We start from the raw sequence: 25,710 nt of genomic DNA on the forward strand, positions 1-25,710 counted from the left end.
TTCATCGTTTTCATGTGAAAGGTAACTTATTCAAAAAACCTTCTACTCTTGACCTTCTCAATAGCTTCCTTAGAACTGCGCACATTAAATTTCTTCAAAATTCGGTTGACTTGATTCTTTATCGTGCTGCTCGATTTATAGAGTTTTTTTTCAATTTGAGACTGTGTGAACCCTTGTTCGATAAGACCGAAAACTTCTTTCTCGGCAGTTGTCAGTACCGTCAGTTGCTCTTCTTTTCTTAAACGCAAATAATCACTCATCAAGGTCTGGATTGGCGTTATCTCACACATCGCAGCTCTGATTACGCTTGGCAATTGCTTGTAATCACTCTTTGCCACATAACTCACTGCTCCAGCAGCAAATGAATTTATAATCATTTCTTTATCAGTAAAAGAAGTAAGCATAATAATCTTCGTTTCTATGATCGTTTTTATTTCGAGCACGGCATCAATACCGTCAAACTTTCCATCAGAAAGATGGATATCCATTAGAACGACATCAGGATATACTTCTCTGCATATCTGAATGGCTTCTTCTCTGCTAGAAGCTCTGTGACTCCCCTTCATATCAGTCTCTCTCTCCAAATAATCAGAGATGCACTTGAGCCATACTGGATCATCTTCCACAATAAGAATGTTTAGACTTGCCATGATTTCCCCTTTTCCTGCATTCAAAATATTAAGATAAAGGAAGGCTTACCTTCACTGTTGTACCCTTTTCAAGTTCACTGAAAACTTCAATCTTCCCACCGTGTTTTCGAATGACATTAAAGCAATATGATAATCCTAGTCCAAAATTATTCTTATTCAATTTAGTGGTGTAAAAAGGATTGAAAATATGTTCAAGGTGGCTTTTAGAAATGCCTATTCCGTTATCCTTAACTAGGATATATACCTGATTTCTTATTTCAAAAGTTTCAACCCTCATCAGTCCACCAGTACTCATCGAATCAATTGCATTTGCTAATAAATTATTGATGACTTCCTTCAAATGAAAGCTGTCATATTCGATTGTCCTTGAAAGAGCATAATGCTCTTCGATGTTGATACTTTTTTTGTTCAAAAGTATTTGATTCATGGCTACACATTCATGTAAAAGAGCAGATAAATTATTTCTTTCTTTTCTCAATAAAATATCCTGAATTTGGTGTTGAATGCGATTTATCATTTCTAGCAAATGATCCGTCGAAGAAATAATATGAGACACATTAGCGCTAACTTCCTTGTTTTTAAAATCGAAAGTTAGATGCTGAATGTTTTCTGCTAATATGTTGATTTTTCCAACTTCATTCTTAATTGCATGGTTGAGAAAACTCGTTCCTGAAGTCACTGCTTTTAAAGTGCTGTCTATTCTGCGCCGTTCAAATCTAAGTTTCACCCCAAAGAAATCGAATTTTATCATCAAAACTATAAACAGTACCAGTAAGAAAAACATCATTATTGCATTAAGTCTCCATACTTCGTCAAAGCGGAACAAGCGTAGGGTGTAATTGGATACTAGTTGAAAGAGTACGGGTGGGAGGGCGATCATATTCGTAAATAGTCTACTTTTTTTCAGAAGAGGATTCGTTTCTTTATAATAACTGACTATCAATAACCCACTTCCAATAAGTATATAGGGAGCAACCCATATGATGGTGATGGGATAATTGTGAATGATCTCAGGCAGCAGAGGAGTAATATAGAACATTATAATAACGGGTCCAAACAATATAGCTTTCAAAATTGCTTTTTCTCTACTTCCAAATAATTCCGAATAACAAAGACAAAATATTAGATAGCCATAAGGTAAGCCATAGGTATTGATAAACGATCCTATATTATAAATACTTTGTAATATTGATTCAAGTTCCGTATCCATCAAATGATGCAGCGATATAACAGGTGAAAAATCCTCAATCAATGCCCGCGCGAATCCACCAGCGCCCCCACAAAATGCCACAAAGGCCGCCCAACGGGTGGACTCACTGTAAGGATTATTGATGATAAGTATAATTGCAATCAGCCATAGTACAATGAATGTAAAAATCACCGGTGCTCGATGCTCCTCTCTAATCGACGTCACATTAATGTAAACACAATATACGTTTTATTAGTTTACAATATTATACATCCAAAATTTAGAAATAGCTGTCGAAAAATGTTGTTTATTTGTAAAAAAAACCTAAAAAAGAGACCTATTCTCACTTACATACTTAGTACTTTGAATTCGTCTGACTTGAATGACAAAAGCACTTTCAAAGCAGAATCGCCAAATAAAGAAGGCCCCCCGAGAGGTTCCTTCTTTATTTGGCGATTCCTATGGTAAATTCGACGATCCCATCAAATAACGGTCAACCTCACGAGCCGCAGCGCGCCCCTCATTGATTGCCCACACAACAAGGCTTTGCCCACGGCGCATATCACCTGCTGCGAAGACACCCTCCACGCTCGTGGCGAACTTGCCATACTCCGCCTTCGCGTTGGAACGCTCGTCTTTGGCGACTCCGAGCTGATCCAGCACCGTGTTCTCCGGTCCTGTGAAGCCCATCGCGATCAGCACCAGCTGAGCTGGGTAGACTTTCTCGCTGCCAGGCACTTCGACAGGCACGAAAGCGCCCTTGTCATTTTTCTGCCACTCGATCAGAACCGTGTGCAGCTCTTTCAAGTTGCCATGCTCATCACCAACGAATTTTTTGGTATTGATGAGATACGTTCGCGGGTCTTCACCCTGCAAGGCCGCCGCTTCCTGCTGTCCATAATCGACCTTATGGACCTTCGGCCATTCCGGCCAAGGATTGTTTAATGGACGCGTATCTGGCGATTTGGGCATAATCTCGAATTGCGTAACGCTCTTACACTTGTGGCGTAAGGAAGTGCCAACGCAGTCCGTTCCGGTATCCCCGCCGCCGATGACAATCACGTCCTTGCCTTCGGCGGAGATGAAGGCGCCATCGGCATGCTCGGAATCGAGCAGGCTCTTCGTGTTTTTGCCGAGGAATTCCATCGCCAAGTGAACACCGTTCAGCTCGCGGCCTTCAATCGGCAGATCCCGGCCCTTCGTTGCACCACCACAGAGAACGATGGCATCGAACTCTTCCTGCAGGTTCTCAATCGGATAGTTCACACCGACATGAGCGCCAGTAATGAAGGTAACGCCCTCCGCTTCAAGCAGGTCCACACGGCGTTGAATATATTTCTTATCCAGCTTCATGTTGGGAATTCCGTACATTAATAGTCCACCCACACGGTCAGCTCGTTCATAGACGGTAACCCAGTGCCCCGCTTTATTCAGCTGGGCGGCGGCCGCGAGTCCGGATGGACCCGAGCCGACGACAGCAACCTTTTTACCTGTGCGAATTTCCGGTGTTTGCGGGGTAATCCAGCCTTCGGCAAACCCTTTGTCGATAATGGCTTTTTCAATGCTTTTGATCGCAACGGGGGAGTCCTTCAAGCCTACTGTGCAAGACCCTTCACATGGCGCTGGGCAAACACGGCCTGTAAATTCAGGAAAGTTGTTCGTCTTATGCAGACGATCCAGCGCTTCTCGCCATTGACCGCGATACACAAGATCATTCCATTCTGGAATCAAATTGTTCACCGGACAACCAGCAGCCATCCCGCTGATTAGCGAACCCGTATGACAGAATGGAATGCCGCAATCCATACATCTGGAGCCTTGCGTCTGCAATTTATCTTCTGTCAGCGGTGTCGCGAACTCTTTCCAATGGCCGATTCGGACCAGCGGAGAAGCTTCAGACGCAACTTCACGACGATATTCAATAAAACCAGTTGGTTTACCCATAACCGTTTAATTCCTCCTAGGCATTTTGCTTAAGCAAATTCTGCTCTAAATGGTTAGTTTCCACCGACACGTGAAACATCTCGCATATTCGCCTCGAAAGCAACCATAACGGCTTCCTGCTGGCTCAGTCCGGAACGTTTAACTTTCTCGATGGCATCAAACATTCGTTTGTAGTCCTTAGGTATTACCTTCACGAACTTCCAAACGTACTCATCCCAGTGCTGAATAACCCGGTGGGCAACGCTGCTATCCGTAAATGTAGCATGATGTTGAATCATTGTTTTCAGTTCGTTCATTTCGAACGTTTCCTCGACTTGCTCGAGGTAAACCATTTCCTGGTTCACCTTGCTCTTGAAGTCTCCCGACTCATCGAGCACATAGGCGATACCACCGGACATGCCGGCAGCGAAGTTGCGGCCTGTAGAGCCAAGCACGACGACACGTCCGCCCGTCATATATTCACAGCCATGATCGCCCACGCCTTCAACCACGGCGCGAACCCCGCTGTTTCTCACGCAGAAGCGCTCTCCGGCAATACCTCGGATATACGCGTCTCCGTCCGTTGCGCCATAGAATGCTGTATTACCGATGATGACGTTCTCCTCCGGCACAAAACTCGACTTGCTGGAAGGGAATATCGCCAGTTTACCGCCTGACAACCCTTTGCCGACGTAGTCATTCGCATCGCCTTCTAGAGAAAGCGTGATGCCTTTCGGTACGAATGCACCGAAGCTTTGACCGGCAGAGCCGTTGAAATGGAGGCGAATCGTATCATGAGGCAGGCCGTCTACGCCATGACGGCGAGTCACTTCACTGCCGACAATCGTGCCTACAACACGATTGACGTTATGAATGGGCAGGATCGCATGCACATGCTCCTTGCGCTCGATGGCCGGCTCACAGATGCTGAGCAGCTGTGTAACGTCCAAAGAGCGATCCAGGCCATGATCCTGGGTCATTTGGCAGAAGCGGCCTACGTCTTCGCCCACGTCCGGTTGATGCAGCAGCGGCGATAAATCGACGCCTCGGGCTTTCCAATGCTCGACAGCTTGCTTCGACTCGAGCACATCAGTCCGTCCGACCATCTCTTCGATGGTGCGGAAGCCCAGCTCTGCCATCATCTCGCGCACATCCTGCGCGATGAAGGTCATGAAGTTGACGACATGCTGCGGATCACCGGCAAATTTCTTGCGCAGCTCCGGATTTTGCGTAGCTACCCCAACCGGACATGTATCCAGATGGCAGACACGCATCATCACGCAGCCGATTGTAATAAGAGGTGTAGTAGCGAAGCCGAACTCTTCTGCGCCAAGCAAGGCAGCGACGACGACATCGCGCCCTGTCATCAGCTTGCCGTCGGTCTCGACGACAATACGGCTGCGCAGGTTGTTGAGCACGAGCGTCTGATGGGTCTCCGCCAGACCAAGCTCCCACGGCAGTCCCGCGTGGCGAATACTCGTCTGCGGCGACGCGCCCGTGCCCCCGTCGTAACCGGAGATGAGGACAACGTCCGCTTTCCCCTTGGCTACGCCGGCAGCGATTGTGCCAACGCCAACTTCGGATACCAGCTTGACGCTGATCCGCGCCCGTGGGTTGGCATTCTTGAGATCGTGGATCAGCTCCGCCAGATCCTCGATTGAATAGATATCGTGATGCGGCGGCGGCGAAATCAAGCCTACGCCTGGCGTCACGCCACGAACCTCAGCGACCCATGGATACACCTTGGTTCCTGGGAGCTGCCCGCCCTCGCCAGGCTTCGCGCCCTGCGCCATCTTGATCTGAATCTCGTCGGCATTGACGAGATAATGGCTCGTGACACCGAAGCGGCCGGAGGCCACCTGCTTGATCGCGCTGCGGCGAAGGTCGCCATTCTCATCCGGGGTGAAGCGCTCCGGATGCTCGCCTCCCTCGCCGGTATTGCTCTTGCCGCCGATGCGGTTCATCGCAATCGCAATCGTCTCGTGCGCTTCTTTGCTGATGGAGCCGTAAGACATGGCTCCTGTCTTGAAGCGCTTGAAGATCGCTTCGACCGGTTCCACCTCGTCAATTGGAATTGGCTGGCGGCCATCCTTGAAGCTCAGAAGCCCGCGCAGCGCCATATATTTCTCATCTTCCCGTTTAATCAGCTTCGAGAAGTTCTTGTACATCGCATAATTGTTCGTGCGAACAGCAGCTTGCAGAGCATGCACCGTCTCCGGTGTGTAGAGATGGTCTTCGCCATCTCGTCGCCACTGCAAATCGCCGCCGGTATCAAGCACCTTATCGCGTCCCTCTTGCTCAGAGAACGCGCGATTGTGGCGAATAAGCGCTTCTTGCGCCACAATGTCAATGCCAATCCCGCCAACCGGCGTATGGGTCCAAGTGAAATACGCATCGACCAGCGCTTGGCTGAGGCCAATCGCCTCGAAAATCTGCGCCCCCCGATAACTTTGAATCGTGGAGATTCCCATTTTAGCCAATACTTTAACTACGCCCTTGGTTACCGCTTTGATGTAGTTGTACGTCGCTTTCTCGCGGTCGATACCCGCAAGCTGGTTGCGTCTGATCATATCGTCTAGCGTTTCAAGAGCCAGATAAGGATTGATAGCCCCTGCCCCATAGCCAAGCAGCAAAGCGAAGTGATGCACTTCACGAGGTTCGCCTGACTCAACAAGCAAGCTTACCTTCGTTCGCGTGCCTTCTCGAATCAGATGATGGTGCAGACCCGATGTCGCGAGCAGGGCCGGAATTGGCGCCTTGCGGACATCCACGCCACGGTCAGAAAGAATCAGCAGCGAAGCTCCTTCACCAATCGCGTCATCTGCAGCCGCATACAGGGCTTTCATCGCATTCTCCAAACCTTCCGTTCCTTCGGATGCTTCGAATAGCGTAGATAACGTCACCGTCTTGAAGCCATCCCGCTGAATATGACGCAGCTTTGCCAACTCTTCGTTGGATAAGAAGGGAGATTTCAAGCGAATTTGACGACAGCTTTCCGGTTCTGGATGAATTAAATTGCGCTCAGGTCCAATTGTTGTGCCTTGCGCTGTTATGATTTCTTCAAAATTCGCATCAATCGGCGGGTTGGTCACCTGTGCGAACAATTGTTTGAAATAATTGTATAATAATTGCGGTCGGTCAGACAGCACAGCAAGCGGTGCGTCTGTGCCCATAGAACCAATCGGATCTACGCCTGTTTTGGCCATTGGCTCCAGGGTTTTGCGCAGCTGCTCAAAGGTGTAGCCGAAAGCCTGCTGCCGTTGAAGCACCGTGTCATAATCAGAACCAAGGACGATCGGCGCTTCCTCCAGCTCTTCCAACGACACAAGATGCTCATTCAACCAATCGCGATAGGGTTGTTCCCCGGCGATTCGGCTCTTGATTTCTTCGTCAGCCACAATGCGTCCTTCTACCGTATCAACGAGCAGCATGCGTCCCGGTCTGAGACGGTCCTTGTAGAGAATACGTTCTGGCTCAATATCCAGAACGCCGACTTCAGAAGCCAACACAATCAGATCATCTGTTGTCACGTAATAACGTGATGGACGCAGCCCGTTGCGGTCCAGAATCGCACCAATTTGACTGCCGTCCGTGAAGGCAATTGCAGCCGGGCCATCCCATGGTTCCATCAAGGTGCTGTGATACTCATAAAATGCCTTCTTCTTATCGTCCATCGTCTCATGTTTGGACCAGGGTTCTGGCACCATCATCATCGCGGCATGAGGCAAGGAGCGTCCCGCCAGCATCAAAAACTCCAGCGTGTTGTCGAACATTTGTGAATCGGAGCCATCTGTATCAATAATAGGAAGAATGCGTTTGAAGTCTTCACCAAAGAGGTCGGAATCACACATCGCTTGCCGAGCGTGCATCCAGTTTACGTTACCGCGGAGTGTATTGATTTCGCCATTATGAATGAGGTAGCGATAGGGATGTGCGCGTTCCCAACTCGGGAATGTGTTCGTGCTGAAACGAGAATGAACAAGCGCAAGCGCCGAATCCACTTTCTCATCCTGCAGTTCCAGATAATAAGCATCTACCTGTTTGGGCGTTAGCATGCCTTTGTATACGATCGTTCTGCTAGACAAACTAGAATAATAAAATTGCGACTCGTTTCGCGATTTTATGACAGCGTTTTCACTTCTACGCCGAATGATGTACAATTTCCGTTCAAAATCGAGATTGCTGGCCACGCCTGCCTGTTGTCCAATAAATACTTGGCGTACAAAAGGTTCCGCTGACTTCGCAGATTCTCCCAGAGAGCTATTGTCCGTTGGAACGGTTCTCCAACCTAAGAATTGCTGCCCCTCCTCACTAACGATGCGCTCGATGATGCTCTCACATGCTTGTCGGGCCTCCAACTCCTGAGGCAAATAGACCATTCCCACACCATAGTGTCCTGCTGTCGGAAGCTTGATATTGTCCGCAGCACACGCTGCTTGCAGGTACGTATCCGGGATTTGCATCAAAATGCCTGCCCCGTCTCCCGTATTCTGCTCACTTCCTTGGCCACCGCGATGATCTAAATTGCAAAGCACACGCAGCGCTTGCTTGACGATTTCATGAGATTTAACCCCTTTAATATTCGCTACAAAGCCAATACCGCAGGCGTCACGCTCGAACTGAGGATCGTACAATCCTTGCTTGGGAGGTAACCCGTTTTTGGTCATGTTGCGCAACCTTTCTTTTCTGGTTTTTGTAGAAATTAATGGAATAGTCGCAATATTTTTTATATTATATTAACATTTGAAATCGTATAGTTCAATTGAAAAATATTAGTTTGAAAAGGTTTTCATTTTAATAGGAACAGATCCATTCTTCATTTCGGGCTCCCCAGGGTCCAAACCATATTTGGCGTTTCATTTTCATTTGCCCATGATAGCAAACTTTCTATGTTTCATGCTATGATAGCTAATGCGCTGCAATGTAACATTACACCCAGATTCCACAGCCTAGGAGGAACTCTGCTTTGAGTCTACAGCATACTTTTTCGAGCGGGATGATTTGGGAGCCTTTGTACCGGTGGCATATGCAGGCCCACCCAGTTGAAGCCGAGCTTTTCAGGTCGCAGCCGGTCCGCCGTTTGAAATTTCTGCATCACTTTGGTGCATCGGCGTTATTCTCGCCCATGACCCATTCCCGGTTGGAGCACACGATTGGCGTGTGGTCACTAATGGCCCATTTTTACCCGGATGAACTCCTGCTTCGCCTTGCTGCACTTTTGCATGACATTGGACACTTGCCTTTTTCCCATGCCGTTGAGAAAACGCTCGGCTATGATCATCACAGCCATACAGAGCAATTAATTCTTAACGGAACCGTTGCGGATATTCTTAACAAGCATGGCATTTCGCCTGCCTCGATCGTCGCTATTTTACATCAAGACAGTCCTTTAACGAACAAAACATCCATTATGGGTCTCGATCATCTGGATAGCTTCCTGCGTGATACGTATTATGCCGGACAACAGCTCATGCCGCCCTCCGAACTTGTGAGAAAGCTTCGACTGCGCGGTCCTTACATAGAAACAGATGAAGATACAGCTGCTGCGCTTGTGCATGCCGTTGTTGAAGATCACCGCATCTTCCTGGGGCCGCAATTTCTGGCTATGGATGCTCTCCTGGCTAAAGCTGTCGCTCATCACAGTGAATCAACACCAGGCATGAGGGAACGCCTCCCCTCCCTGCTGGATCACGAGCTTATTCAAGATCTGCTCCAAAGCAAGAATCAGACGTCACGCGACATCATGCATGTCTTGCTCTATGAGCCTCAGCGCATTCAAGTAACGGACGAACCGGTTCCAGGCAGCATTGAAGTAAACATCCGCAAAGTATACAAAAAACAGCCGCTCATCGGGGATAAACCCGCATCCGAAACGAGTTTCCAAGCTGCCGTCAAATTGGCGGAATTGGATACATTAACAGCTACTTATTTTTTTACAATATAGGAAACTGTTCGTGATCATTACAATTTCAGAGGGGACTGGCCCATCTTGGCAAAATTATATTTCCGTTACGGCACGATGAACAGTGGTAAATCCATTGAAGTTCTGCGCGTGGCGCACAATTACGAGGAGCAAGGCAAAAAAGTGCTGCTGCTTACACCGGTTGTCGACGACCGTTTTGGCGTGGGCAAAGTCGTTTCCCGCATTGGCATGCAAAAGAACGCAATTGTCGTAGACGATACGCTCGATATGATTGAACTGGCACGAACAGAGCAGCCTAACTGCATTCTCGTCGATGAGGCTCAGTTTTTAAGTAAAGAGCAAGTCGCACACTTGATTGTTATTGTCGATGATTTGAACATTCCCGTTATCGCCTACGGCCTCCGAGCAGATTTCATGGGGCAATTATTCGAAGGAAGCACCGCGCTGATTGCCGTCGCAGATACGATCGAAGAAATCAAAACGGTATGCTGGTACTGTGACAAGAAAGCCATTATGAATATGCGCTGCAAAGACGGTGAGCCTATATTCCATGGGGAGCAGATCCAAATTGGCGGCAATGAAAGCTATGTACCGGTTTGCCGCAAGTGTTATGCCTCCAAGCTCAAGTCTTCGTTGAACGCCTAATGAAGGGTTTCGCTGGGGCTGACGTCTAATCTATTGAGATGGTTGTAAAAGAAAGGTGAGTTCCTTGCGAAAAAAACGGATTTTGCTCTTATCCGAGGGCTTCGGGAAAGGTCATACACAAGCCGCTCACGCGCTCTCCGTCGAACTTCGCCAAAGTTCATCGGAAGTCATCACGCGTGTCATTGAGCTTGGCGCATTCTTGCATCCTACCATTTCACCTTGGATCTTCTCGGCATACCGCCGCACGGTTACTTCACAACCCAAACTTTGGGGTATGCTTTACCGCAATCAATATGAGAAATCGTTGAACCGGTTTGCTGGACTTTTCCTGCATCGCATGTTCTATTCTCAAACCAAAGCGATTATCAAACAATTAAAACCAGATATCATCATCTGCACACACCCATTTCCCAGCATTATTGTTTCTCGTTTGAAACGTGCGGGACTTGCTGTTCCCCTCTTCACGGTTATTACGGATTATGATGTACATGGCACGTGGATTGATTCCGCAGTGGACAAGTATCTGGTCTCTACCCCGTTAGTGAGGGAACGCTTATTAGGCCGCGGAGTGCCCGAAACGAATATTGAGGTCACCGGGATTCCCGTACATCCTAATTTCCGACTAGAGCACAGCAAAGAACAAACCCGCCAACAATTCGGCTTGAATGCGATGCCTACCGTTATGGTGATGGGCGGCGGTTGGGGTATTTTTAAGAAGGAAGAAAAAGAAGAGCTCCTTACCTACTTAGCCAGCTGGAGCAAGGATATTCAACTCCTGATCTGTGTGGGAACGAATGAGAAAGCCCGTCAGCAACTGCTGGAGGAAGAGGTTTTCCGGCAGCCCAATGTTCATCTCATCGGTTATACCAATGAAATCAACAAGCTCATGGATATCTCTGATCTGCTGATTACGAAGCCAGGCGGGATGACGTGTACGGAAGCGATGGCCAAAGGCATCCCAATGCTGTTCTACAGCCCCATTCCGGGACAAGAAGAGAAGAATTGCCAATATTTCCAGGAACAAGGCTACGGTCAAAAGATTACGTCACTGGCAATGATCGATCATTGGTTCAAGCTGCTGCTTGAACAATATCCCGAGCTTTCGCAGCGCAGAAGCAAGATTCGCAACCATCAGAAATACAGCGCGCAGGATTGCTCCTCAACGATTATGCAATATTTGAAGTTATCCGAGAAGCGACCTTATATTCAGGCATCAACAACTACACCGCTCATACAATGGTATTAACCATGTATAGGGCGGTGTTTTCTATATGGACCCCATTCACCGATTCGGCAAACTGTTCATCTTCGTGTATTTACTTGTGTGGTTCGTTGGCAGTCTATGGATGATGGCCGTGCTTGGCAGTGGAACGGTTCAAGGCAAGCTGCTCGGTATGGATGTCGTTCAGTATCATGACTATGCCTGTTTCGGATTCGCAGGGGCTCTAGGAGGCGCGTTATACGGGCTGCGCATGTTTCACGAACATTATCACGATCTCACTACACAGTGGATCTACTGGTATCTCATGCGGCCTGTGCTCTGCTTCGGCTCAGCTATTATCACCATCGTTCTGTTCGAAAGCGGCATTCTGCTTCTGCAGGTTGGCGATTCCATGGCGGCTCGTATCAGTGTCGCCTTCTTAACTGGCTTCGGCTACGGCAAATTTATGGAGAAGATCCGGGCATTAACGACGACCTTCTTCAATGGCAATGGTGGCGCTGGTGGCAATGGTAACGGCAACGACGGCGGTAACGGCGACAAGCCTCTGCCGTAACTTCATGACGCTTATTCGTATCTAAACCATCGACTTCTAAACTATCCACATCCAAACCATAAACGTTCAAATCAACCGCATCCATCTATCCACATGCACACCATCGACATCCAAACTATCCAAATCCAAACCACCGGCATCCACACCAACCACGTCCAAACCACCATACCCTCCATGCTATCCACTCCCAAGGTTATCCTGAATTGGATTTCCATATTTGGGGACGCTAACTTAGCAGCCACAACATCCAAGGAGACCCCATGAGAATCATTGCAATTTTGTGTATCGGTTTATTTTTGATGCAGTCAGGTGTAAGTGCCGCTCCGAAAAAGGATCGCGCCTACTACGAAACACGGGGAGACATCGTTTGGGAAATCAGGACGGATGAGAAAGTACTTGCGCTCACGTTCGATGATGGCCCCCATCCGACTTACACTGCTCAGATACTAGAGCTGCTTAAACAATATGAAGCCAAAGCCACCTTCTTCGTTGTAGGCAACAAAATCAAGCTATATCCCGACGTTCTCAGTCAAACCCTAAGTGAAGGACATGAAATCGCCAATCACACCTACAGCCACGCCTATTTGGGTCAGAAAAACAATATCAAGAAGGAAATCAACGATACGGAAGCCCTCATCTATGCCACAACAGGCCGGCGTTCACAGCTGTTCCGTCCACCCGGAGGCTTCTATAATGAAAGGCTTGTCCAAATCGTCAGGGATGAAGGCTACAAGATGATTATGTGGAGCTGGCAGCTGGACACCAAAGACTGGGACACGCCAGGCGTGAATAAGATTGTAAATCGAGTATTAAATAATGCGAATAACGGCAACATCGTGCTTTTTCACGATTATATTGAAGGCCCTACGCAAACGATTGCCGCTTTGAAAATCATTTTGCCAGAGTTAAAAAGCCGCGGATACCGGATGATTACCGTATCGGAGCTGCTTGGCTACAATAAAGCGATACCGGCAAAAATCAATTAATTAGACCCATGCGGCGGCGTGCAGTTCCCTGCGGTTAAGACTGTTTTTCAGTCTTACAGCAGGGGAAATGCGCTCCGCCTTAGCTTTAACGATGTTTTTCAGCGTTAAATCCGTGGTTTTGTGCGGCGCCGTGCAGTTCCCTGCGGTTAAGACTGTTTTTCAGTCTTACAGCAGGGGAAATGCGCTCCGCCTTAGCTTTAACGATGTTTTTCAGCGTTAAATCCGTGGTTTTGCGGCGGCGGCGTGCAGTTCCCTACAGTTAAGACTGTTTTTCAGTCTTACAGCAGGGGAAATGCGCTCCGCCTTAGCTTTAACGATGTTTTTCAGCGTTAACGCTGAAACAAGAAAAAACCTAGCCACGGCTAGGTTTCTTAAGGTTTCTTACTACTTACTATATTGTTCGCTGGGAGACAACCTCTTTCAGCTACCTTAATTCAAAGCGCACCTTCCATCATGGTGAAGAGCTCAAAGCGCAAACTTGTCAGGGGGGTGTCACTCCAGTAAACTTACTTTGCTTTCAATCCTTGCTTTTCCATCATCTTCAGCGCTTCGAGCAGTGCTTCCTGCTGTTCAGGCGTCAGATCCTGCAACGAATCCGCAAGCTCTGATTGCAGACTATCTGTATCCAGATTCAAATCCCAATCTGACGGAAGCTCCTCATCCTCGTAGCCATACCCGTAATAATCTGCACCTGGCAGCATGCCTCCAAGCGGAATGCCTAGATTCTGCAGCAGATCCTTGTGCGTCTCCATAAACTTCTGAGCGCCTGCCATCAGATCCATCGTAAACTGCATACGATCTTGGTCTGTCATATGCGTGACATCAAGGGCATTATCCTTCGTATAAGCAGGAAGCTTTACTTCCACACCTATCTCCTGCTTACTATGCAACTTGAACGCCAGCGCCTTCAAATCGCTTTCTACTTTGACATCCTTGAAGGTAAGACTGATATCATAGTTGGCATCTGTTGCATTCCCTTTTTTCTCTGAGGAACCTGTAACTTTGCCCTCCATCGTTCCTTCTGCTTCACCACTGCCGGTTAATTTAAATGTATAAGTGCCTGATTGCTTCTGGTCCGTTTGACTCAAATCGTAGTCGACAAGCAGCGTTCCTGCTGTTGCGGTGCTCTTGCTTCCTGTTTCGTTCACATTGAGCGTTAATTTGCCTTTACCGCCCTTCGCATCCAGATTGGATGTGTTCAGCAGTTTGAGTTCCGTCGTTGCTCCTTGTTCTTCCTTCACGTTAGCCGCTAACAGCAAGTGCTGCGGGAACTCTTTATCTTCCCAACTTGCCGCTTTGAGCACGACTTCATTGTTCTTGCCGTTTTCTTTCACATGAAACATCAGCTTACGTTCCAAAATGTCATGATCGTTATTGATGTAAACAATCATCTTCCCGCCGTCGCCCAAATCGCCTTTTTCAGATGACTTCTTCATCTTGTCGGCAAAGTCTTTCCAAGACTTCGTAAATTTCTCTTGGGTTATCGCCTCGGTTGGATAACCGCTATCGTTCAACAGTTGAGCCATGTTTTTGGCACGCGTGAAAATGATGTCCTGCAATACCGTATCCGCGGCAAGTTTGTCTGATAAACTGTTCGCCATCCGTTTTACATCCTCTTGGCTGAACGTAATCGTGATTTCGCGGCTCTTGATATTGGCATTCTCTTCATTCATGAGACCGTCTTTAACAATCTGAAACTGACTTTCCTGCAAATTATCGGCATAGAGTTTGGCATATGGCAGCAATGCTTTCTCTAGCTCTTCCTTTTTGATCGAGACAGCCGCCATAACATCGTTGTAAGTCAGTATCTTTTTAGGAATATTGCTGGAATTGAGCTCTTTGCGTAAGGATTCCATGTCCTTCACATTGACGTAAGCATATTTGTCATAAAAAGCCGGAATGCGGATCGCCAGACGCTCTGGATCAATCGCCGTTTCCACATCTAGGAAAGCTGCGTTATCCAGCGTCCATTTGATGTTGTAGACTTGTTTTTGCGCTGAATTGTCCTGCTGGGCATCAACCGAAAGCTTGCTCTTCTTGATAAAGTCCAGAATCGCTTTAGTCTTTGCATCGGAGCTGGCCATATCCAGCGTCAAATCGGAAATCTCGAGCAGAGAATGAACCGGTTTGTTCAGCATAGGTTCCATTTCCTTGCTGTATATATCCAGGGCCTTGGAAAGTGCCTGCTGAGCGCCTGTCGTTTGTTTGATTTCAGACTGCAAGTAAATCAGCTTGGTGCTTTTGAAAACATCAAATTGCGCGTAAGCGACAATTCCGCCCCCGCCAACAAGCACAACAACTAGGATAACAGCCGCTATCAGCCAGATGAGACGATTCTTTTTTCGAGTGGGACCTTGCCCAAATTGATTGTCAAACGTAGCCATTTTTGTAATCCCTCCATGTTTAGAAACAGACATAAAGCCCACTTTACCATGGAATTAGCTACGTTGTATACCATAATTTGGTTTTCATTACTTTTTACATAGGACAAAAGGCCGCCCCCCTAGGTTATGAAACCTAGAGTTGCAGCCTCTTTTGCAATCATTTGGGTGCATCGAAGGTATGCGCCTTTTGCCATTTCACACCACCGTTAGCGGTGGTGTACATCACGCTCGGCTGCGCAGTATCATTCGTCAGCAGCCAGCCTTGGTTCACGTCTGCCATTGCCAGCAGCAGCTCGCCGTAGCCAGTGAACGTTTCTTGGCCGTTCACCCATGTTTTGCCGCCGTCCTTCGTCCATCCGACGGAATTCGGCTTGTCGCAGCTCGGGCACTGCCCGCCCATGAAGGCTACGTCAGGACTGACGACGTATAAGGGTCCGGGCTTGGTGCCCGTGTTCTTAGGCCCTGTGTTGTCTCCTGCCGGGAACCCAGGGGCAGGTCCGCCGCCAGCGGTGCTGTTCGCCAGAACCGTCTGCCAGTTCTTCCCGCCATCCTTCGTATGGAACAGCGAGTAGGAAGTTTGGGTCATGCCTGATTCGCCAATCAGCTCGACCCAGGCATCGTCAGCACCTGCAGAGCGAATCACCGCTCCCGTAGGGGCAACTGCGGATTTACGCGACAGGACGGCTTTCCACGTTTTGCCTCCATCCTGCGTTCGGTCTACTTCAATCGCATCTTTCACCTGCTTCACAGCCCAACCGTTCTTGGCGTCATGAAAATAAGCATCGCCGACCGTCCCTTCGGGCACAGGCATCTTCGTCCACTTCACACCACCGTCAACGGTATGCGCATTACCGCTAAAAGCTTCTTGCTTCGTGACGAAATGCAAGAATGCGGCATTCGGCATTTGCCCTACGGAAGCCCAATGCTGACCTCCGTCTTTGGTATTCACCAGCTTGCCTTCCTCGCCAAACACGGCCCAAGCATCTTGACCGTTCAAGGCAAAAATCTGTTTGGCATCCCCCGCCCCTTGGTATTGAACTTGCCACTGAGTCCCGCCATTATTCGTATGTGCGATCCAGCCTTTGCCGCCAATCCATCCTGACTTGGCATCCGCTAAGCGCACAGCGGTTATCGTAGACATCGATACGTTCGATGCAGATGTGTTTTTGTTCGGAACTGTGGTTGGAGCCGCAGTTGGGGTTGCTGCCGGAGCTGTAGGAGCTGTTGTTACTGCCGCTGATGAAGTCGGTGATTCCGTAACGGCAACTGCTCCGCTTGCGCCTCCCGATGACTGGCAACCTGTTAGGGCGAATAGGGTTATCGCTGCAATTGGCATATATTTTTTAATCATCATCTTTGCGCCTCTCTCTTGTGTAAAATAATCTTTCTAATTCTATAGACGTAGCTTTCCGGCAAAAGTTGATACCTTCACCAATTAAACGGATGGCAAAATTAGTATGTCCCATAATCAACCAGACCTATAGATCTGATTTTCAAATTGAGAAAATAGGCATGACTCCCTCTTAACATGAATACAATCCAATCAAGGAGGGGGACTTTGTTACGGAAAGGAAGAGGATCGGTTGAGATTCATCTGGGGTAAAAAAGAGTTCACCTTAATGATCATTCCGGGCGCCAACCGCCGTACCGTAAGATTCAAGCTTCCGCACAGTAGCCTCTATATTGTGCCCAGCGTGATCCTGCTCGTGCTGATTGGTTTTTTTGTCACGATCTACTTCATGAATACCCACTCCCATCGAACAAGAAACAACATGCAGCAAGTGTTCGATGGACAAGAACGCCAACTGGTTGATCAAATTACTCATAAAAATAGCGAACTGGAACAACTTCAAGCCAATTTGATTGACTTATCCCAGCAGGCCAATGAATTTAAATTGAAGTTGGAAGAAATCAAGAAAATCGATCATGTGATCGAATTGATGAGCGAAACGGAAGGAGCGAAAGGGACAAGCAAAAAGACCGCCGCACCTAGCACTCAGCAGCCTAAGGGCAAAAACTCCGATATCGGTGGCAGCGATGTCCCCGTTACTTCGCAAGATGTCTCTCTTTTGGTGAACAGCACCAAAGAAGGACTTTTTTCGTTAGTCGGAGATATTAATGCCCTGCTCCTTCATCTGAATGAATCGGAAGCTAAGCTGAAAGAAGCACAGTATGTAAGCAGCATCACCCCTACCCTCTGGCCGACGGTAACACACAGTATTACATCCGGTTTCGGCGTACGCATCGATCCCTTTACCTCCAAACCGTCGATGCACACAGGCTTCGATCTCGATGGCGAAATGAATGATGACGTGTATGCGACTGCTGCAGGTAAAGTGGTAGAAGCCAGCTTCGACAACGAACACGGCAATCACATTATTATCGATCATACCCGTGGACTCCAAACCGAGTATATGCATCTGAATAAAATGCTCGTCAAACGCGGAGAATCAGTAAAGAAAGGTCAAAAGATCGGCCTCATCGGTACAACCGGACGAAGCACAGGCTCTCATCTGCATTACGAAGTCCAGAAGAACGGCGTTCCCATCGACCCCAACCCATATCTCAAGACGGATAGAAAGGATGAAAAACCATGATAGGAAGTTCGAAAGCAAGACGGATCGACGCCAAAACAACCGATACCTTGATCGGCGGCAGCACCATCTGTGAAGGCAAAATTATGTCCGAAGCCAGCCTTCGCATCGAAGGCCAACTCAACGGCGACATTGAATGCGCAGGCGATATCACCATTGGGGAGAACGCTGTCGTGCAATCCAACATCCAGGCCCGCGATGTGATCGTTGCCGGCAAAGTCAAAGGCAATATCTACACCAAGGGCAAGCTTATCGTCACCAGTTCAGGCGTGCTGGTCGGCAATATTGATGTGCGCTCCTTCGTCATCCAGGAGGGCGGGATCTTCCAAGGCAGCAGCGCGATGAACATCGCCGCAGGCAGCGAGAAAGGCGGCGGCAAAGTCATCGACGCCAAAGCGCACAAGCAGCAGAAGAGCGAGCAGCAAGCTGCTTCTGGCGGGAATTGAAAAAAAGAGGCTGTCTCAAGGTACATAACCTCGAGAGCAGCCTCTTTTTCTTATCATGTGTTAAGTCTAACAGGAGGTTCTACAGTTAGCGAGAGCGTAGGGGCAAGATACTGCCATCCGTCTATCACTTACCCGCTTTCACTTCAGCCAGCATGGATAGATCGACAAAATTGCTGAGGTCCAGCTCATTCTCCTTAATGCCCTTAATATATCGGGCATCGATGGATACTTTTGCCATCTCCTCCATCACCTTAACGTCAACGTCCGTGGTGAGCTTCAATCTGCCTAACGAGGCCTTAATTAAGCTTTTGTCCATCCCTTTGCCGCTGTATTTCTTCAGCTGGTTGTTGATGAGATCATACGCTTGATCCTGGCTGTTCTGGATGAACGTGATGCCATCCATGTTCGCTTTAATTGCCCCCTTCACCATGTCGCGATGGTGAGCAATGAACTTGTCGCTGGCGACCATGATGACGGTCGGGTAATCACCGTTGTTCGGCGGGATCGCCTTCCAGTCTACAACCACTTTGCCGAGACCAGCCTTCTCGATCTGCGTGCCCCATGGCTCAGGGACGAGCGCGGCATCAATCTCCTGCTGTCGGAAGGAAACCAAGGCGTCCGACGGAGAACGTACGATAAGATGAGCATTGTCGGCCCCACGGCCCAAGCTTACACCTTCTTGCTTCAGCAGCAGACGAAGGGAAATTTCATTCGTGTTTCCTTTGGCCGGAACCGCAATTGTTTTATCTACTAAATCTTTCACACTGTTAATTCCTGATCCATTGCGGGCAACCAAGACGGCCCCACCGTTATTGGAGCCAGAAACAACGCGGTAGTTCACGCTTTTCAGAAAGAAGGTCGTCGCTGGCCCAGGACCTACAAACCCGACATCGATATCCCCCGTCGCCATGGCAATCGATAAATCAGAGCCGTTATCGAAGGCGGTAACTTCAATCTTCACGTCATTGCCCCACTCTCGGGCGAAGTAGCCTTTCTCCAGAGCGATATATGCCGCGGCATGCGTAACATTTTTAAAAACACCTACCCGAACAACAGCAGCCTTCCCGGACGAAGTCAACTTCTCCCCGCATGCGCCCAGCAGAGCAGCAGCGACGACAAGCAGCATTAGCACCCATACACGTTTTCTCATACGACCCGCTCCCACATTAAGACTTCGAGCCAGCGAGGCCGTAGCGCTCTAGCACTTTATCTTCGAGTTTCTTAAAGCAGAAGTGGTCGGATACGGTGCCAAGAACGGCAATAATAATAACGATACACAACATGAGCGAGGTATCCCCCAAGTTCCGCCCATCCTGCAAAAGTTGACCCAATCCGGCGCCTTTGGCAATCAGTTCACCGGCTACCAAGGCACGCCAAGCGAAAGCCCAGGCCGTTCGCACGCCATTGATTAAATGAGGAAATGCCGCAGGAATCATCACCTGCACGAACATGTTAAATCCATTCCCTGTGCCCATCGTTTGAGCGGCGCGCAAATAGATTGGCGGAATATTTTTGATCCCGGTGCGGCTGGCTAATGCCATCGTCCAAGTGGCGCCAAGCGTCGTAATAAAAATAACCGAAGATTCGTTAAGACCGAACCAGATAATAGCAAAAGGCAGCCAAGCAATACTAGGAATCGTTTGCAAGGATACAACGAGAAATCCTAGCGTATCATCAAGCAGCCGATAACGGGCGAAAAGGAATCCTAACGTTGTTCCAATGGCCAAAGATAAAGCAAACGAAACCAATAAACGGATCATACTGGCTATCGTTGCTTGCAAGAGTTCTCCATGCACCAATCCATCGTAGAACGCTTGCAAGGTTTGTGTAACCGAAGGGAACTTCCAGCCCCAGCCAAATAGTCTAAATCCCGCCTCCCACGCTATCAGAAGCAGTACCAGAAAAATCGTTCTTCTTAATGCGGTACTCATCGCCCGTCTCCTCCCTTACCACTTTCTCCAGCTCATCCGCGAGCGCATCCATAATCGCATTTTCGACATGATGGAGCAGCGGATCAGCCATATCCCGAGGTCTTGCTGCCTGCACAGCAAACTCTTTCTTAATCGTCCCAGGACGGGTGGACATCACAAGAACACGATCTGAAAGAATGACCGATTCCCGGATATTATGGGTAATGAAGAGGATCGTTTTGCGCGTGCGCATCCAGATTTCTTCCAATTCTTTATGCAAAATAAGGCGTGTCTGCTCATCAAGAGCGGCAAAAGGCTCATCCATGAGCAAAATTTCCGGATCCATCGCAAGCGCTCTAGCAATTGCAGCCCGCTGCTTCATGCCACCGGAGAGTTCATGGGGATATCGGTCAGCAAAACGGCTGAGATGCACCGATTTGATCTGCTCCATCGCCAGCTCGTGACGATCCTTCTTGGCCATGCCTTTCTGCTTGAGTCCGAAAGCCACATTATCGAGTACGGTCAGCCAGGGAAACAGGCCGTGCTCTTGAAAAACAACAACACGGTCGGCACCTGCGCCGCTCACCTTTTTCCCATTAACTTCAATCGTGCCCGCGCTTTGTGTATCAAAGCCTGCGACCAAGTTCAGCACGGTCGATTTCCCGCATCCGGATGGGCCTAATAAGGAAACGAACTCGCCTTTTTTAATCGTTAATGTAATATTGTCCAGCGCTTGGTAATTGCCGCCGATTCGTTGCACGAACGTTTTGCTGACTCCCTTTATCTCGATCAAAATGCTTACCTCCACTCGGGCTTGTCCCGTCGTCGTTATCCCTTAAAACAGCATTTTCAATCCGGCCAAGCCCAAACCGATAATAAATCCACAGATCGCGCCGTTGACACGAATCCACTGCAAATCAGGGCCAAGCTTGTCTTCCATCAATTGAGTCAGCTTCTCGTTCGTCAGCTTATCCAGGTTCTCTTTGACCAGTTGACCGATTTTACTATGATTTTGTTCCAAATAAGCCGCGATTTGATCCTGAATGAAATGCTCGCCGCGCTCTATCATGTCAGCATTTTCTTGGATCGAGCGAAGCATTTTACGAACAATCGGAAGAACATAACCAGGCACAAAATCGGGTTGATCCACGAAATTCTCTGCCTTAACTTTCAACCGCTCGAGCAGCCCTGCCAGCTTCTCATCCAGCTCCAACATATCCGGCAGCTTCGCCTTCAAACTGTCTAATTCCGCCAAAAGCTTAGGATTTCTCTCCAACTTCTCTAATTCACTGCGAATAAACGTGAGTACGGCTTCTCTGCGCGGATGATTCTTCGTACGCATTTGCTCAATATAAGAGAGCACAAAGTTCTGAATAATGCCGCCGATCTTCTCCTCATTGACCATACCAAGGAACGCATTCACGGCAAAAGCCATGAAGCCATTGGACTGCAGCCCTTCGAATGCTTTGAGCGCCATCGCGCCGAGTTGATCACGGGTTTCCGCTTTGATCGCCCAAGCTTCTACTTTATCGATGACGAAATCGAACGTTTTGCCGTCGTAACCACCTTGGATGACAGTATCCGCGAGGGCACGAACCAGTTTGCTGGTATCAACATCTTGAAGCGCTTTATGCATTTCCTCTGCAATCAGCGGAGTCAATTTCTCCAAATCAATCGCGTTAAGCGCTTGCTTGGCAAGTGTCGTCAGCCCTTTGTGAACAGCAGCGTTGTCCAGGTTGGTCTCAGCAATCGCAAGCCCACGCTCAAGAAAGCGGATTTGCTGCAAGCGAGCCCGAATGGTTTCTTTGGACAGCAGCTCATTCTCCACCGTGGAGACGAGTGCTTTCGTAATTTTATCCCGATTCTTGGGCAACAACGCCGTATGTGGAATGGGTATGCCCAGCGGATGGCGGAAAAGAGCGCTAACCGCAAACCAGTCGGCCAAACCGCCCACTACGCCTGCTTCAAAACCACCCTGCAAGAACCCTCCCCAAATGGTTGAGGAAACGGGCAATGTAGCCAGAAAGCCTGCTCCCATAACCCCTAAAGAGACCGTCGCTATATACTTTGCTTCTTTTTTCATCGTCATAACATCTCTCTCTGCTCGAATTTGTGAACTCATTCCTTCTATTTTACCACAAAATACGACGAAAACTGTTCTTGAACGTTAAGCATCGGAATACACATCGATAATATGTATATCGGAGGGCACTCTGCAGCAATTGACAGACAGGAGGGATCATGAATCATGAGTCTTAATGAATACATCACGCCTTGGCAGGAACATTTATTCTGGGTTGAAATCTTGCAGGATCATGCCATCTTTGTGGACGAGGCACTTGCAAATGAAGAAATGCAATGGATCGCCATCGCTAAGCGCTACATCGCCGCCTTCAAGGAGCTCCGTAATCGTGTTTTAATAACAGATCCCCTACTACCAGTCTCCTCCGAAACGATGGTTCAGCTCTCCAAAGATATTTACCCCGTTGTTCAGGGTTATTATCAGTTCGAGGGGTATTTGCAGCATTTGCGCATTCAAAATAAAGTCGTCATTTCTTTAACGCCTGTTTATTTTAATGGCACCCTTCTGGAAAACGGTGAGTATCTTCGTATTTTACACTATTGGATGAACGGTGTCCCCTATGAACCCCTGCCGCTTGTCACCTTGATGGAAATGTGGCTGGAAGATCAGCTCGGTCATGCCGTCCTGCTAGGGAATCACCTTGATCCAACCGAAATGAATCTGGTTAAAAGCACCCAGTTATACGCCCAACAATTCAGCGCTCACATCGTCAAAAACACCGCTATCCGGGGATTCCTTCGCTTCACTCCGCCAAACTTTCCTGTTCAGCAAAAATTCGCGCGCCAGGTTGCCGAAACGGTCATCGGTTTCTATCGTGTCGTCGAAGGTGTCATTGTGGAATACCAGCATACCGAACTGCTCAGCCGCGTAACGCTTAGGTTCCTGGAGCATCACCTGCCGGAAACCTGCTATTTCCTACATAAGTTAGCTGCTTACGAGGTAGAAATTCTGGCCCTGCCCAATTGCCCGCTAACCAAGCCGTCATTTGAGTAGCAACGTCCATCCATCACTGAAACCGCTCAAAAGCGCCCCTTCTCGGATCGTCGTTCCTCCTCATGAGGGGGATCAGGCCGCTTACGCCAAAAACCCCAATTCCCTGTGATGGAATTGAGGCTTTTGGCGTTAGAGCAGCTTGGGATGCTAGGACAATGAACAGCCTAACGTTGGCCTTCCCACTCTTGATAGAACTGCTCCAAGTACTGCTCCATAAAACGGTGCCGCTCCTCCGCCAATTGCTTGGCGAACGGCGTATTCATCAGCTCCTTCAACTTCAGGAGCTTCTCATAGAAGTGATTGATCGCGGTGTCATTGCCTGCGCGATATTCCGCCTCCGTCATCTGCTCGCGCGCGGTGACGGAAGGATCGTGAATCGGGCGGCCCTTCCAGCCCGAATAGGCAAAGACGCGCGAGATGCCCACCGCGCCTATCGCATCCAACCGGTCGGCATCCTGCACGACCCGGCCTTCCAGCGTGCGCATCGGCGGACGCGCGCCGCCCTTGAACGACATCGTGCCGATGATCTCCAGCACGTGCTCCACTTCAGCCGCAGCCGCACCGCTAGCGGCCAGCCACGCTTCCAGCTCGCGCTGCGCAGCGGCTGGATCCGCGTTCAGCTTCTCATCGACGACGTCATGAAGCAGCGCAGCAAGCTCGCAGACGAAACCGTCGGCGCCTTCCTCGGCAGCGATGCGCTTCGTCGTCTGCACGACGCGATAGATGTGCCACCAGTCGTGGCCGCTGCTGTCGCGCTCAAGCTTCTCTTTCACAAGCGCTTCGGCTGCGCGCAGTATGCTCTCATGCCCTTCAGCCATCCTAAAACCCCCATGGAAACAATCTCATTTTTTCTTTTTCTTCTTGCCTTCTGCTGACTTTCCTTCAATTGACTTGCCATCTGCGGACTTGCCTTCAGAGGACTTGCCTTCTATTAGTTTGCCTTCCGAAGGTTTATCCTCTGAAGTCTTCCCCTCGTCGGTCACCGTGTCCGCTTCTTTCACACCGCTGTACTTCTGAATAATACGTTTAAAGTTCTTTCCGTATTTATCCTCCAGCTTGGTCCCCATATCCTGTTGCAATTCATGGAGAATCACATCTTGGAAAAAGTGCGCATGCAGCAGTTCCACCATTGCCGGATGCTCCGTCAGCATCGCAAGAGTAGGCTCATCGCCCCCTCTTGTCCCAATAATAGCCAGCTTGCGGTCAATGAGAACCGTAAACTTGCGACCGCTTCGCACAGACGAAGTCTCGTCACGACGATGCTTAAACAGATGGACCTCACCTGGCAAGTCTACCTCGCCGGTCGTCGCAACCAACAAGCGCACACCTTGCGATGGCACTTGACGAAGTTCAGACTTCAGCAGCTTCGCTTCTTCCGGCCATAGGTCCAAGAGCGCCTCTTCCTTCGCTTTCCTCAGCTCGTTGCGAATCCGCTCCATGACCTTGGCGTCTCCTTCGAGGCTGAAGTACTCGGACCGTTGCGCCTCCTGTTTGGGCATATGCGCTTTCACATAGCGGATCGAGGCTTGCAGCTCCGCTTCAATGCGCTCACCGATCTCCTCGATCGGCACGCTTTGGTAATGCGTCGGCTCACCGTGGCTGGTGAGCACCGCCCCTTTCTCCGCGAGCTTCTGAAGCGCGGAGTAGACGTTCGAGCGAGAAACGCCAAGCTGCTTGGCGATTTCGTAGCCCGTCTGTGTGCCATTATCGGCCAGCACATGCAGACATTTGGCTTCTAGGTCCGTGAAGCCCAGATTTTTCAAGTGCAGCAAAACGTCCTCCATGCGAGCTCCCCCTTTTATCAAACCGTTAGTCATTCTTGACCCATATTGTACCATGATTTACACATGGAAACGTAGTTAACCTTTAGATCGCATAGTTCATCTGAAGACCGCAAGGGGATGTCTTTCTTTGATTGATTTCTAAATCCCCATGAGGAGAAATAGAAGCACTAAGAGATTCTTATTCATCAAGGGTCGTAGTTCCCTTTCAACTTGGACGTGCCACCGCACAGTCCGCGTATTTCAGCTATTTTCCCTTGCAACTACTCTCTTCGTTCTCCCAACCATCTATTTAAACTAGCTAACTTCAAGATTCCGTACCAGATAACATAAGGAATCTCATTACATTGGATAATTCCAATGTAATCGTGAATTTGGTCGCCCATCGGGCTATTGGATTGGATTTATCCATTGAAATCCTCAAATCT

At 48.9% G+C, this 25,710-nt stretch carries 20 protein-coding genes; 8 read left to right on the top strand and 12 right to left on the bottom strand.

The annotated features are described in order from the left end of the window. Positions 1 to 26: 26 nt before the first annotated feature. The 4 genes from IEY34_RS28115 to gltB form a co-directional block, all read right to left on the bottom strand. Positions 27 to 650 carry a response regulator transcription factor gene (locus IEY34_RS28115; RefSeq protein ID WP_189018351.1) on the bottom strand — a complete coding sequence of 208 codons (624 nt, stop codon included), beginning with the start codon at positions 648 to 650 and terminating at the stop codon, positions 27 to 29. Between the two features lie 28 nt (positions 651 to 678). Continuing rightward, complete coding sequence (locus IEY34_RS28120) at positions 679 to 2,031, bottom strand: sensor histidine kinase (protein ID WP_189018355.1); 1,353 nt, start codon at positions 2,029 to 2,031, stop codon at positions 679 to 681. A 267-nt stretch (positions 2,032 to 2,298) separates the two neighbouring features. Continuing rightward, a complete protein-coding gene (locus IEY34_RS28125) occupies positions 2,299 to 3,783 on the bottom strand; it encodes a glutamate synthase subunit beta (protein ID WP_189018358.1) in 1,485 nt (494 codons plus the stop codon). 53 nt (positions 3,784 to 3,836) lie between these two features. Continuing rightward, positions 3,837 to 8,429 (bottom strand): glutamate synthase large subunit, encoded by a 4,593-nt coding sequence (gltB, locus tag IEY34_RS28130; protein ID WP_189018361.1) that lies wholly within the window; start codon positions 8,427 to 8,429, stop codon positions 3,837 to 3,839. A gap of 299 nt (positions 8,430 to 8,728) precedes the next feature. Between gltB and IEY34_RS28135 the strand changes: the two genes are divergently transcribed. The 5 genes from IEY34_RS28135 to IEY34_RS28155 all read left to right on the top strand — a co-directional run bounded on the left by IEY34_RS28135 (position 8,729) and on the right by IEY34_RS28155 (position 13,091). Next, entirely contained in the window at positions 8,729 to 9,706 is a 978-nt protein-coding gene (locus tag IEY34_RS28135) for an HD domain-containing protein (protein WP_189018364.1), read from the top strand. A 45-nt stretch (positions 9,707 to 9,751) separates the two neighbouring features. Then, positions 9,752 to 10,330 carry a thymidine kinase gene (locus IEY34_RS28140; protein ID WP_189018367.1) on the top strand — a complete coding sequence of 193 codons (579 nt, stop codon included), beginning with the start codon at positions 9,752 to 9,754 and terminating at the stop codon, positions 10,328 to 10,330. A gap of 64 nt (positions 10,331 to 10,394) precedes the next feature. Further along, a complete protein-coding gene (locus IEY34_RS28145) occupies positions 10,395 to 11,576 on the top strand; it encodes an MGDG synthase family glycosyltransferase (RefSeq protein WP_189018370.1) in 1,182 nt (393 codons plus the stop codon). 25 nt (positions 11,577 to 11,601) lie between these two features. Next, positions 11,602 to 12,105: a hypothetical protein gene (locus IEY34_RS28150; protein WP_189018373.1), complete on the top strand. Its 504-nt coding sequence runs from the start codon at positions 11,602 to 11,604 to the stop codon at positions 12,103 to 12,105. Between the two features lie 260 nt (positions 12,106 to 12,365). Next, a complete protein-coding gene (locus IEY34_RS28155) occupies positions 12,366 to 13,091 on the top strand; it encodes a polysaccharide deacetylase family protein (protein ID WP_189018376.1) in 726 nt (241 codons plus the stop codon). A gap of 506 nt (positions 13,092 to 13,597) precedes the next feature. Here the strand turns inward: IEY34_RS28155 and IEY34_RS28160 are convergent. After that, a complete protein-coding gene (locus IEY34_RS28160) occupies positions 13,598 to 15,475 on the bottom strand; it encodes a DUF6583 family protein (RefSeq protein ID WP_189018379.1) in 1,878 nt (625 codons plus the stop codon). A gap of 157 nt (positions 15,476 to 15,632) precedes the next feature. Then, complete coding sequence (locus IEY34_RS28165) at positions 15,633 to 16,829, bottom strand: beta propeller repeat protein (RefSeq protein WP_189018382.1); 1,197 nt, start codon at positions 16,827 to 16,829, stop codon at positions 15,633 to 15,635. A 229-nt stretch (positions 16,830 to 17,058) separates the two neighbouring features. On the opposite strand from IEY34_RS28165, the gene IEY34_RS28170 reads away from it, so the two are divergent. Together IEY34_RS28170 and IEY34_RS28175 are read left to right on the top strand one after the other, a co-directional pair. Next, the gene (locus IEY34_RS28170; RefSeq protein WP_229757889.1) at positions 17,059 to 18,072 is read left to right on the top strand and encodes a M23 family metallopeptidase; all 1,014 of its coding nucleotides are present in this window, start codon (positions 17,059 to 17,061) and stop codon (positions 18,070 to 18,072) included. Then, complete coding sequence (locus IEY34_RS28175; RefSeq protein WP_189018385.1) at positions 18,069 to 18,515, top strand: bactofilin family protein; 447 nt, start codon at positions 18,069 to 18,071, stop codon at positions 18,513 to 18,515. The genes IEY34_RS28170 and IEY34_RS28175 overlap by 4 nt, the downstream gene beginning before the upstream one ends. A gap of 124 nt (positions 18,516 to 18,639) precedes the next feature. Here the strand turns inward: IEY34_RS28175 and IEY34_RS28180 are convergent, their stop codons facing one another. Genes IEY34_RS28180 through IEY34_RS28195 form a run of 4 tightly spaced genes read right to left on the bottom strand, consistent with a single transcriptional unit; the run spans position 18,640 to position 22,508 of the window. Continuing rightward, positions 18,640 to 19,665 carry an ABC transporter substrate-binding protein gene (locus tag IEY34_RS28180; RefSeq protein WP_189018388.1) on the bottom strand — a complete coding sequence of 342 codons (1,026 nt, stop codon included), beginning with the start codon at positions 19,663 to 19,665 and terminating at the stop codon, positions 18,640 to 18,642. A 16-nt stretch (positions 19,666 to 19,681) separates the two neighbouring features. Then, complete coding sequence (locus tag IEY34_RS28185; RefSeq protein WP_189018391.1) at positions 19,682 to 20,446, bottom strand: ABC transporter permease; 765 nt, start codon at positions 20,444 to 20,446, stop codon at positions 19,682 to 19,684. Continuing rightward, the gene (locus tag IEY34_RS28190) at positions 20,379 to 21,218 is read right to left on the bottom strand and encodes an ABC transporter ATP-binding protein (protein WP_189018393.1); all 840 of its coding nucleotides are present in this window, start codon (positions 21,216 to 21,218) and stop codon (positions 20,379 to 20,381) included. The genes IEY34_RS28185 and IEY34_RS28190 overlap by 68 nt, the downstream gene beginning before the upstream one ends. A 42-nt stretch (positions 21,219 to 21,260) precedes the next feature. Continuing rightward, entirely contained in the window at positions 21,261 to 22,508 is a 1,248-nt protein-coding gene (locus IEY34_RS28195) for a DUF445 domain-containing protein (protein ID WP_189018395.1), read from the bottom strand. A 165-nt stretch (positions 22,509 to 22,673) separates the two neighbouring features. Here IEY34_RS28195 and IEY34_RS28200 point away from each other — a divergent pair, with 165 nt between their 5' ends. Then, positions 22,674 to 23,501, top strand: a complete 828-nt coding sequence (locus IEY34_RS28200; RefSeq protein ID WP_189018397.1) for a DUF2935 domain-containing protein — start codon at positions 22,674 to 22,676, stop codon at positions 23,499 to 23,501. 164 nt (positions 23,502 to 23,665) lie between these two features. Here IEY34_RS28200 and IEY34_RS28205 read toward each other — a convergent pair whose 3' ends face one another. Continuing rightward, positions 23,666 to 24,319: an HD domain-containing protein gene (locus IEY34_RS28205; RefSeq protein ID WP_189018399.1), complete on the bottom strand. Its 654-nt coding sequence runs from the start codon at positions 24,317 to 24,319 to the stop codon at positions 23,666 to 23,668. 24 nt (positions 24,320 to 24,343) lie between these two features. After that, positions 24,344 to 25,285 (bottom strand): helix-turn-helix domain-containing protein, encoded by a 942-nt coding sequence (locus IEY34_RS28210; RefSeq protein ID WP_189018401.1) that lies wholly within the window; start codon positions 25,283 to 25,285, stop codon positions 24,344 to 24,346. Positions 25,286 to 25,710: the final 425 nt, after the last annotated feature.

This window comes from Paenibacillus marchantiophytorum, from assembly GCF_014640555.1.
In the GTDB taxonomy this organism is placed as follows: Bacteria; Bacillota; Bacilli; order Paenibacillales; family NBRC-103111; genus Paenibacillus_E; species Paenibacillus_E marchantiophytorum.

Coding starts and splice junctions, on each gene's coding strand:
- IEY34_RS28115 (WP_189018351.1), bottom strand. CDS start 650: ATGGCAAGTCTAAACATTCTTATTGTGGAAGATGATCCAGTATGGCTC.
- IEY34_RS28125 (WP_189018358.1), bottom strand. CDS start 3,783: ATGGGTAAACCAACTGGTTTTATTGAATATCGTCGTGAAGTTGCGTCT.
- gltB (WP_189018361.1), bottom strand. CDS start 8,429: ATGACCAAAAACGGGTTACCTCCCAAGCAAGGATTGTACGATCCTCAG.
- IEY34_RS28150 (WP_189018373.1), top strand. CDS start 11,602: ATGGACCCCATTCACCGATTCGGCAAACTGTTCATCTTCGTGTATTTA.
- IEY34_RS28155 (WP_189018376.1), top strand. CDS start 12,366: ATGAGAATCATTGCAATTTTGTGTATCGGTTTATTTTTGATGCAGTCA.
- IEY34_RS28160 (WP_189018379.1), bottom strand. CDS start 15,475: ATGGCTACGTTTGACAATCAATTTGGGCAAGGTCCCACTCGAAAAAAG.
- IEY34_RS28165 (WP_189018382.1), bottom strand. CDS start 16,829: ATGATGATTAAAAAATATATGCCAATTGCAGCGATAACCCTATTCGCC.
- IEY34_RS28175 (WP_189018385.1), top strand. CDS start 18,069: ATGATAGGAAGTTCGAAAGCAAGACGGATCGACGCCAAAACAACCGAT.
- IEY34_RS28180 (WP_189018388.1), bottom strand. CDS start 19,665: ATGAGAAAACGTGTATGGGTGCTAATGCTGCTTGTCGTCGCTGCTGCT.
- IEY34_RS28185 (WP_189018391.1), bottom strand. CDS start 20,446: ATGAGTACCGCATTAAGAAGAACGATTTTTCTGGTACTGCTTCTGATA.
- IEY34_RS28195 (WP_189018395.1), bottom strand. CDS start 22,508: ATGAAAAAAGAAGCAAAGTATATAGCGACGGTCTCTTTAGGGGTTATG.
- IEY34_RS28200 (WP_189018397.1), top strand. CDS start 22,674: ATGAGTCTTAATGAATACATCACGCCTTGGCAGGAACATTTATTCTGG.
- IEY34_RS28205 (WP_189018399.1), bottom strand. CDS start 24,319: ATGGCTGAAGGGCATGAGAGCATACTGCGCGCAGCCGAAGCGCTTGTG.
- IEY34_RS28210 (WP_189018401.1), bottom strand. CDS start 25,285: ATGGAGGACGTTTTGCTGCACTTGAAAAATCTGGGCTTCACGGACCTA.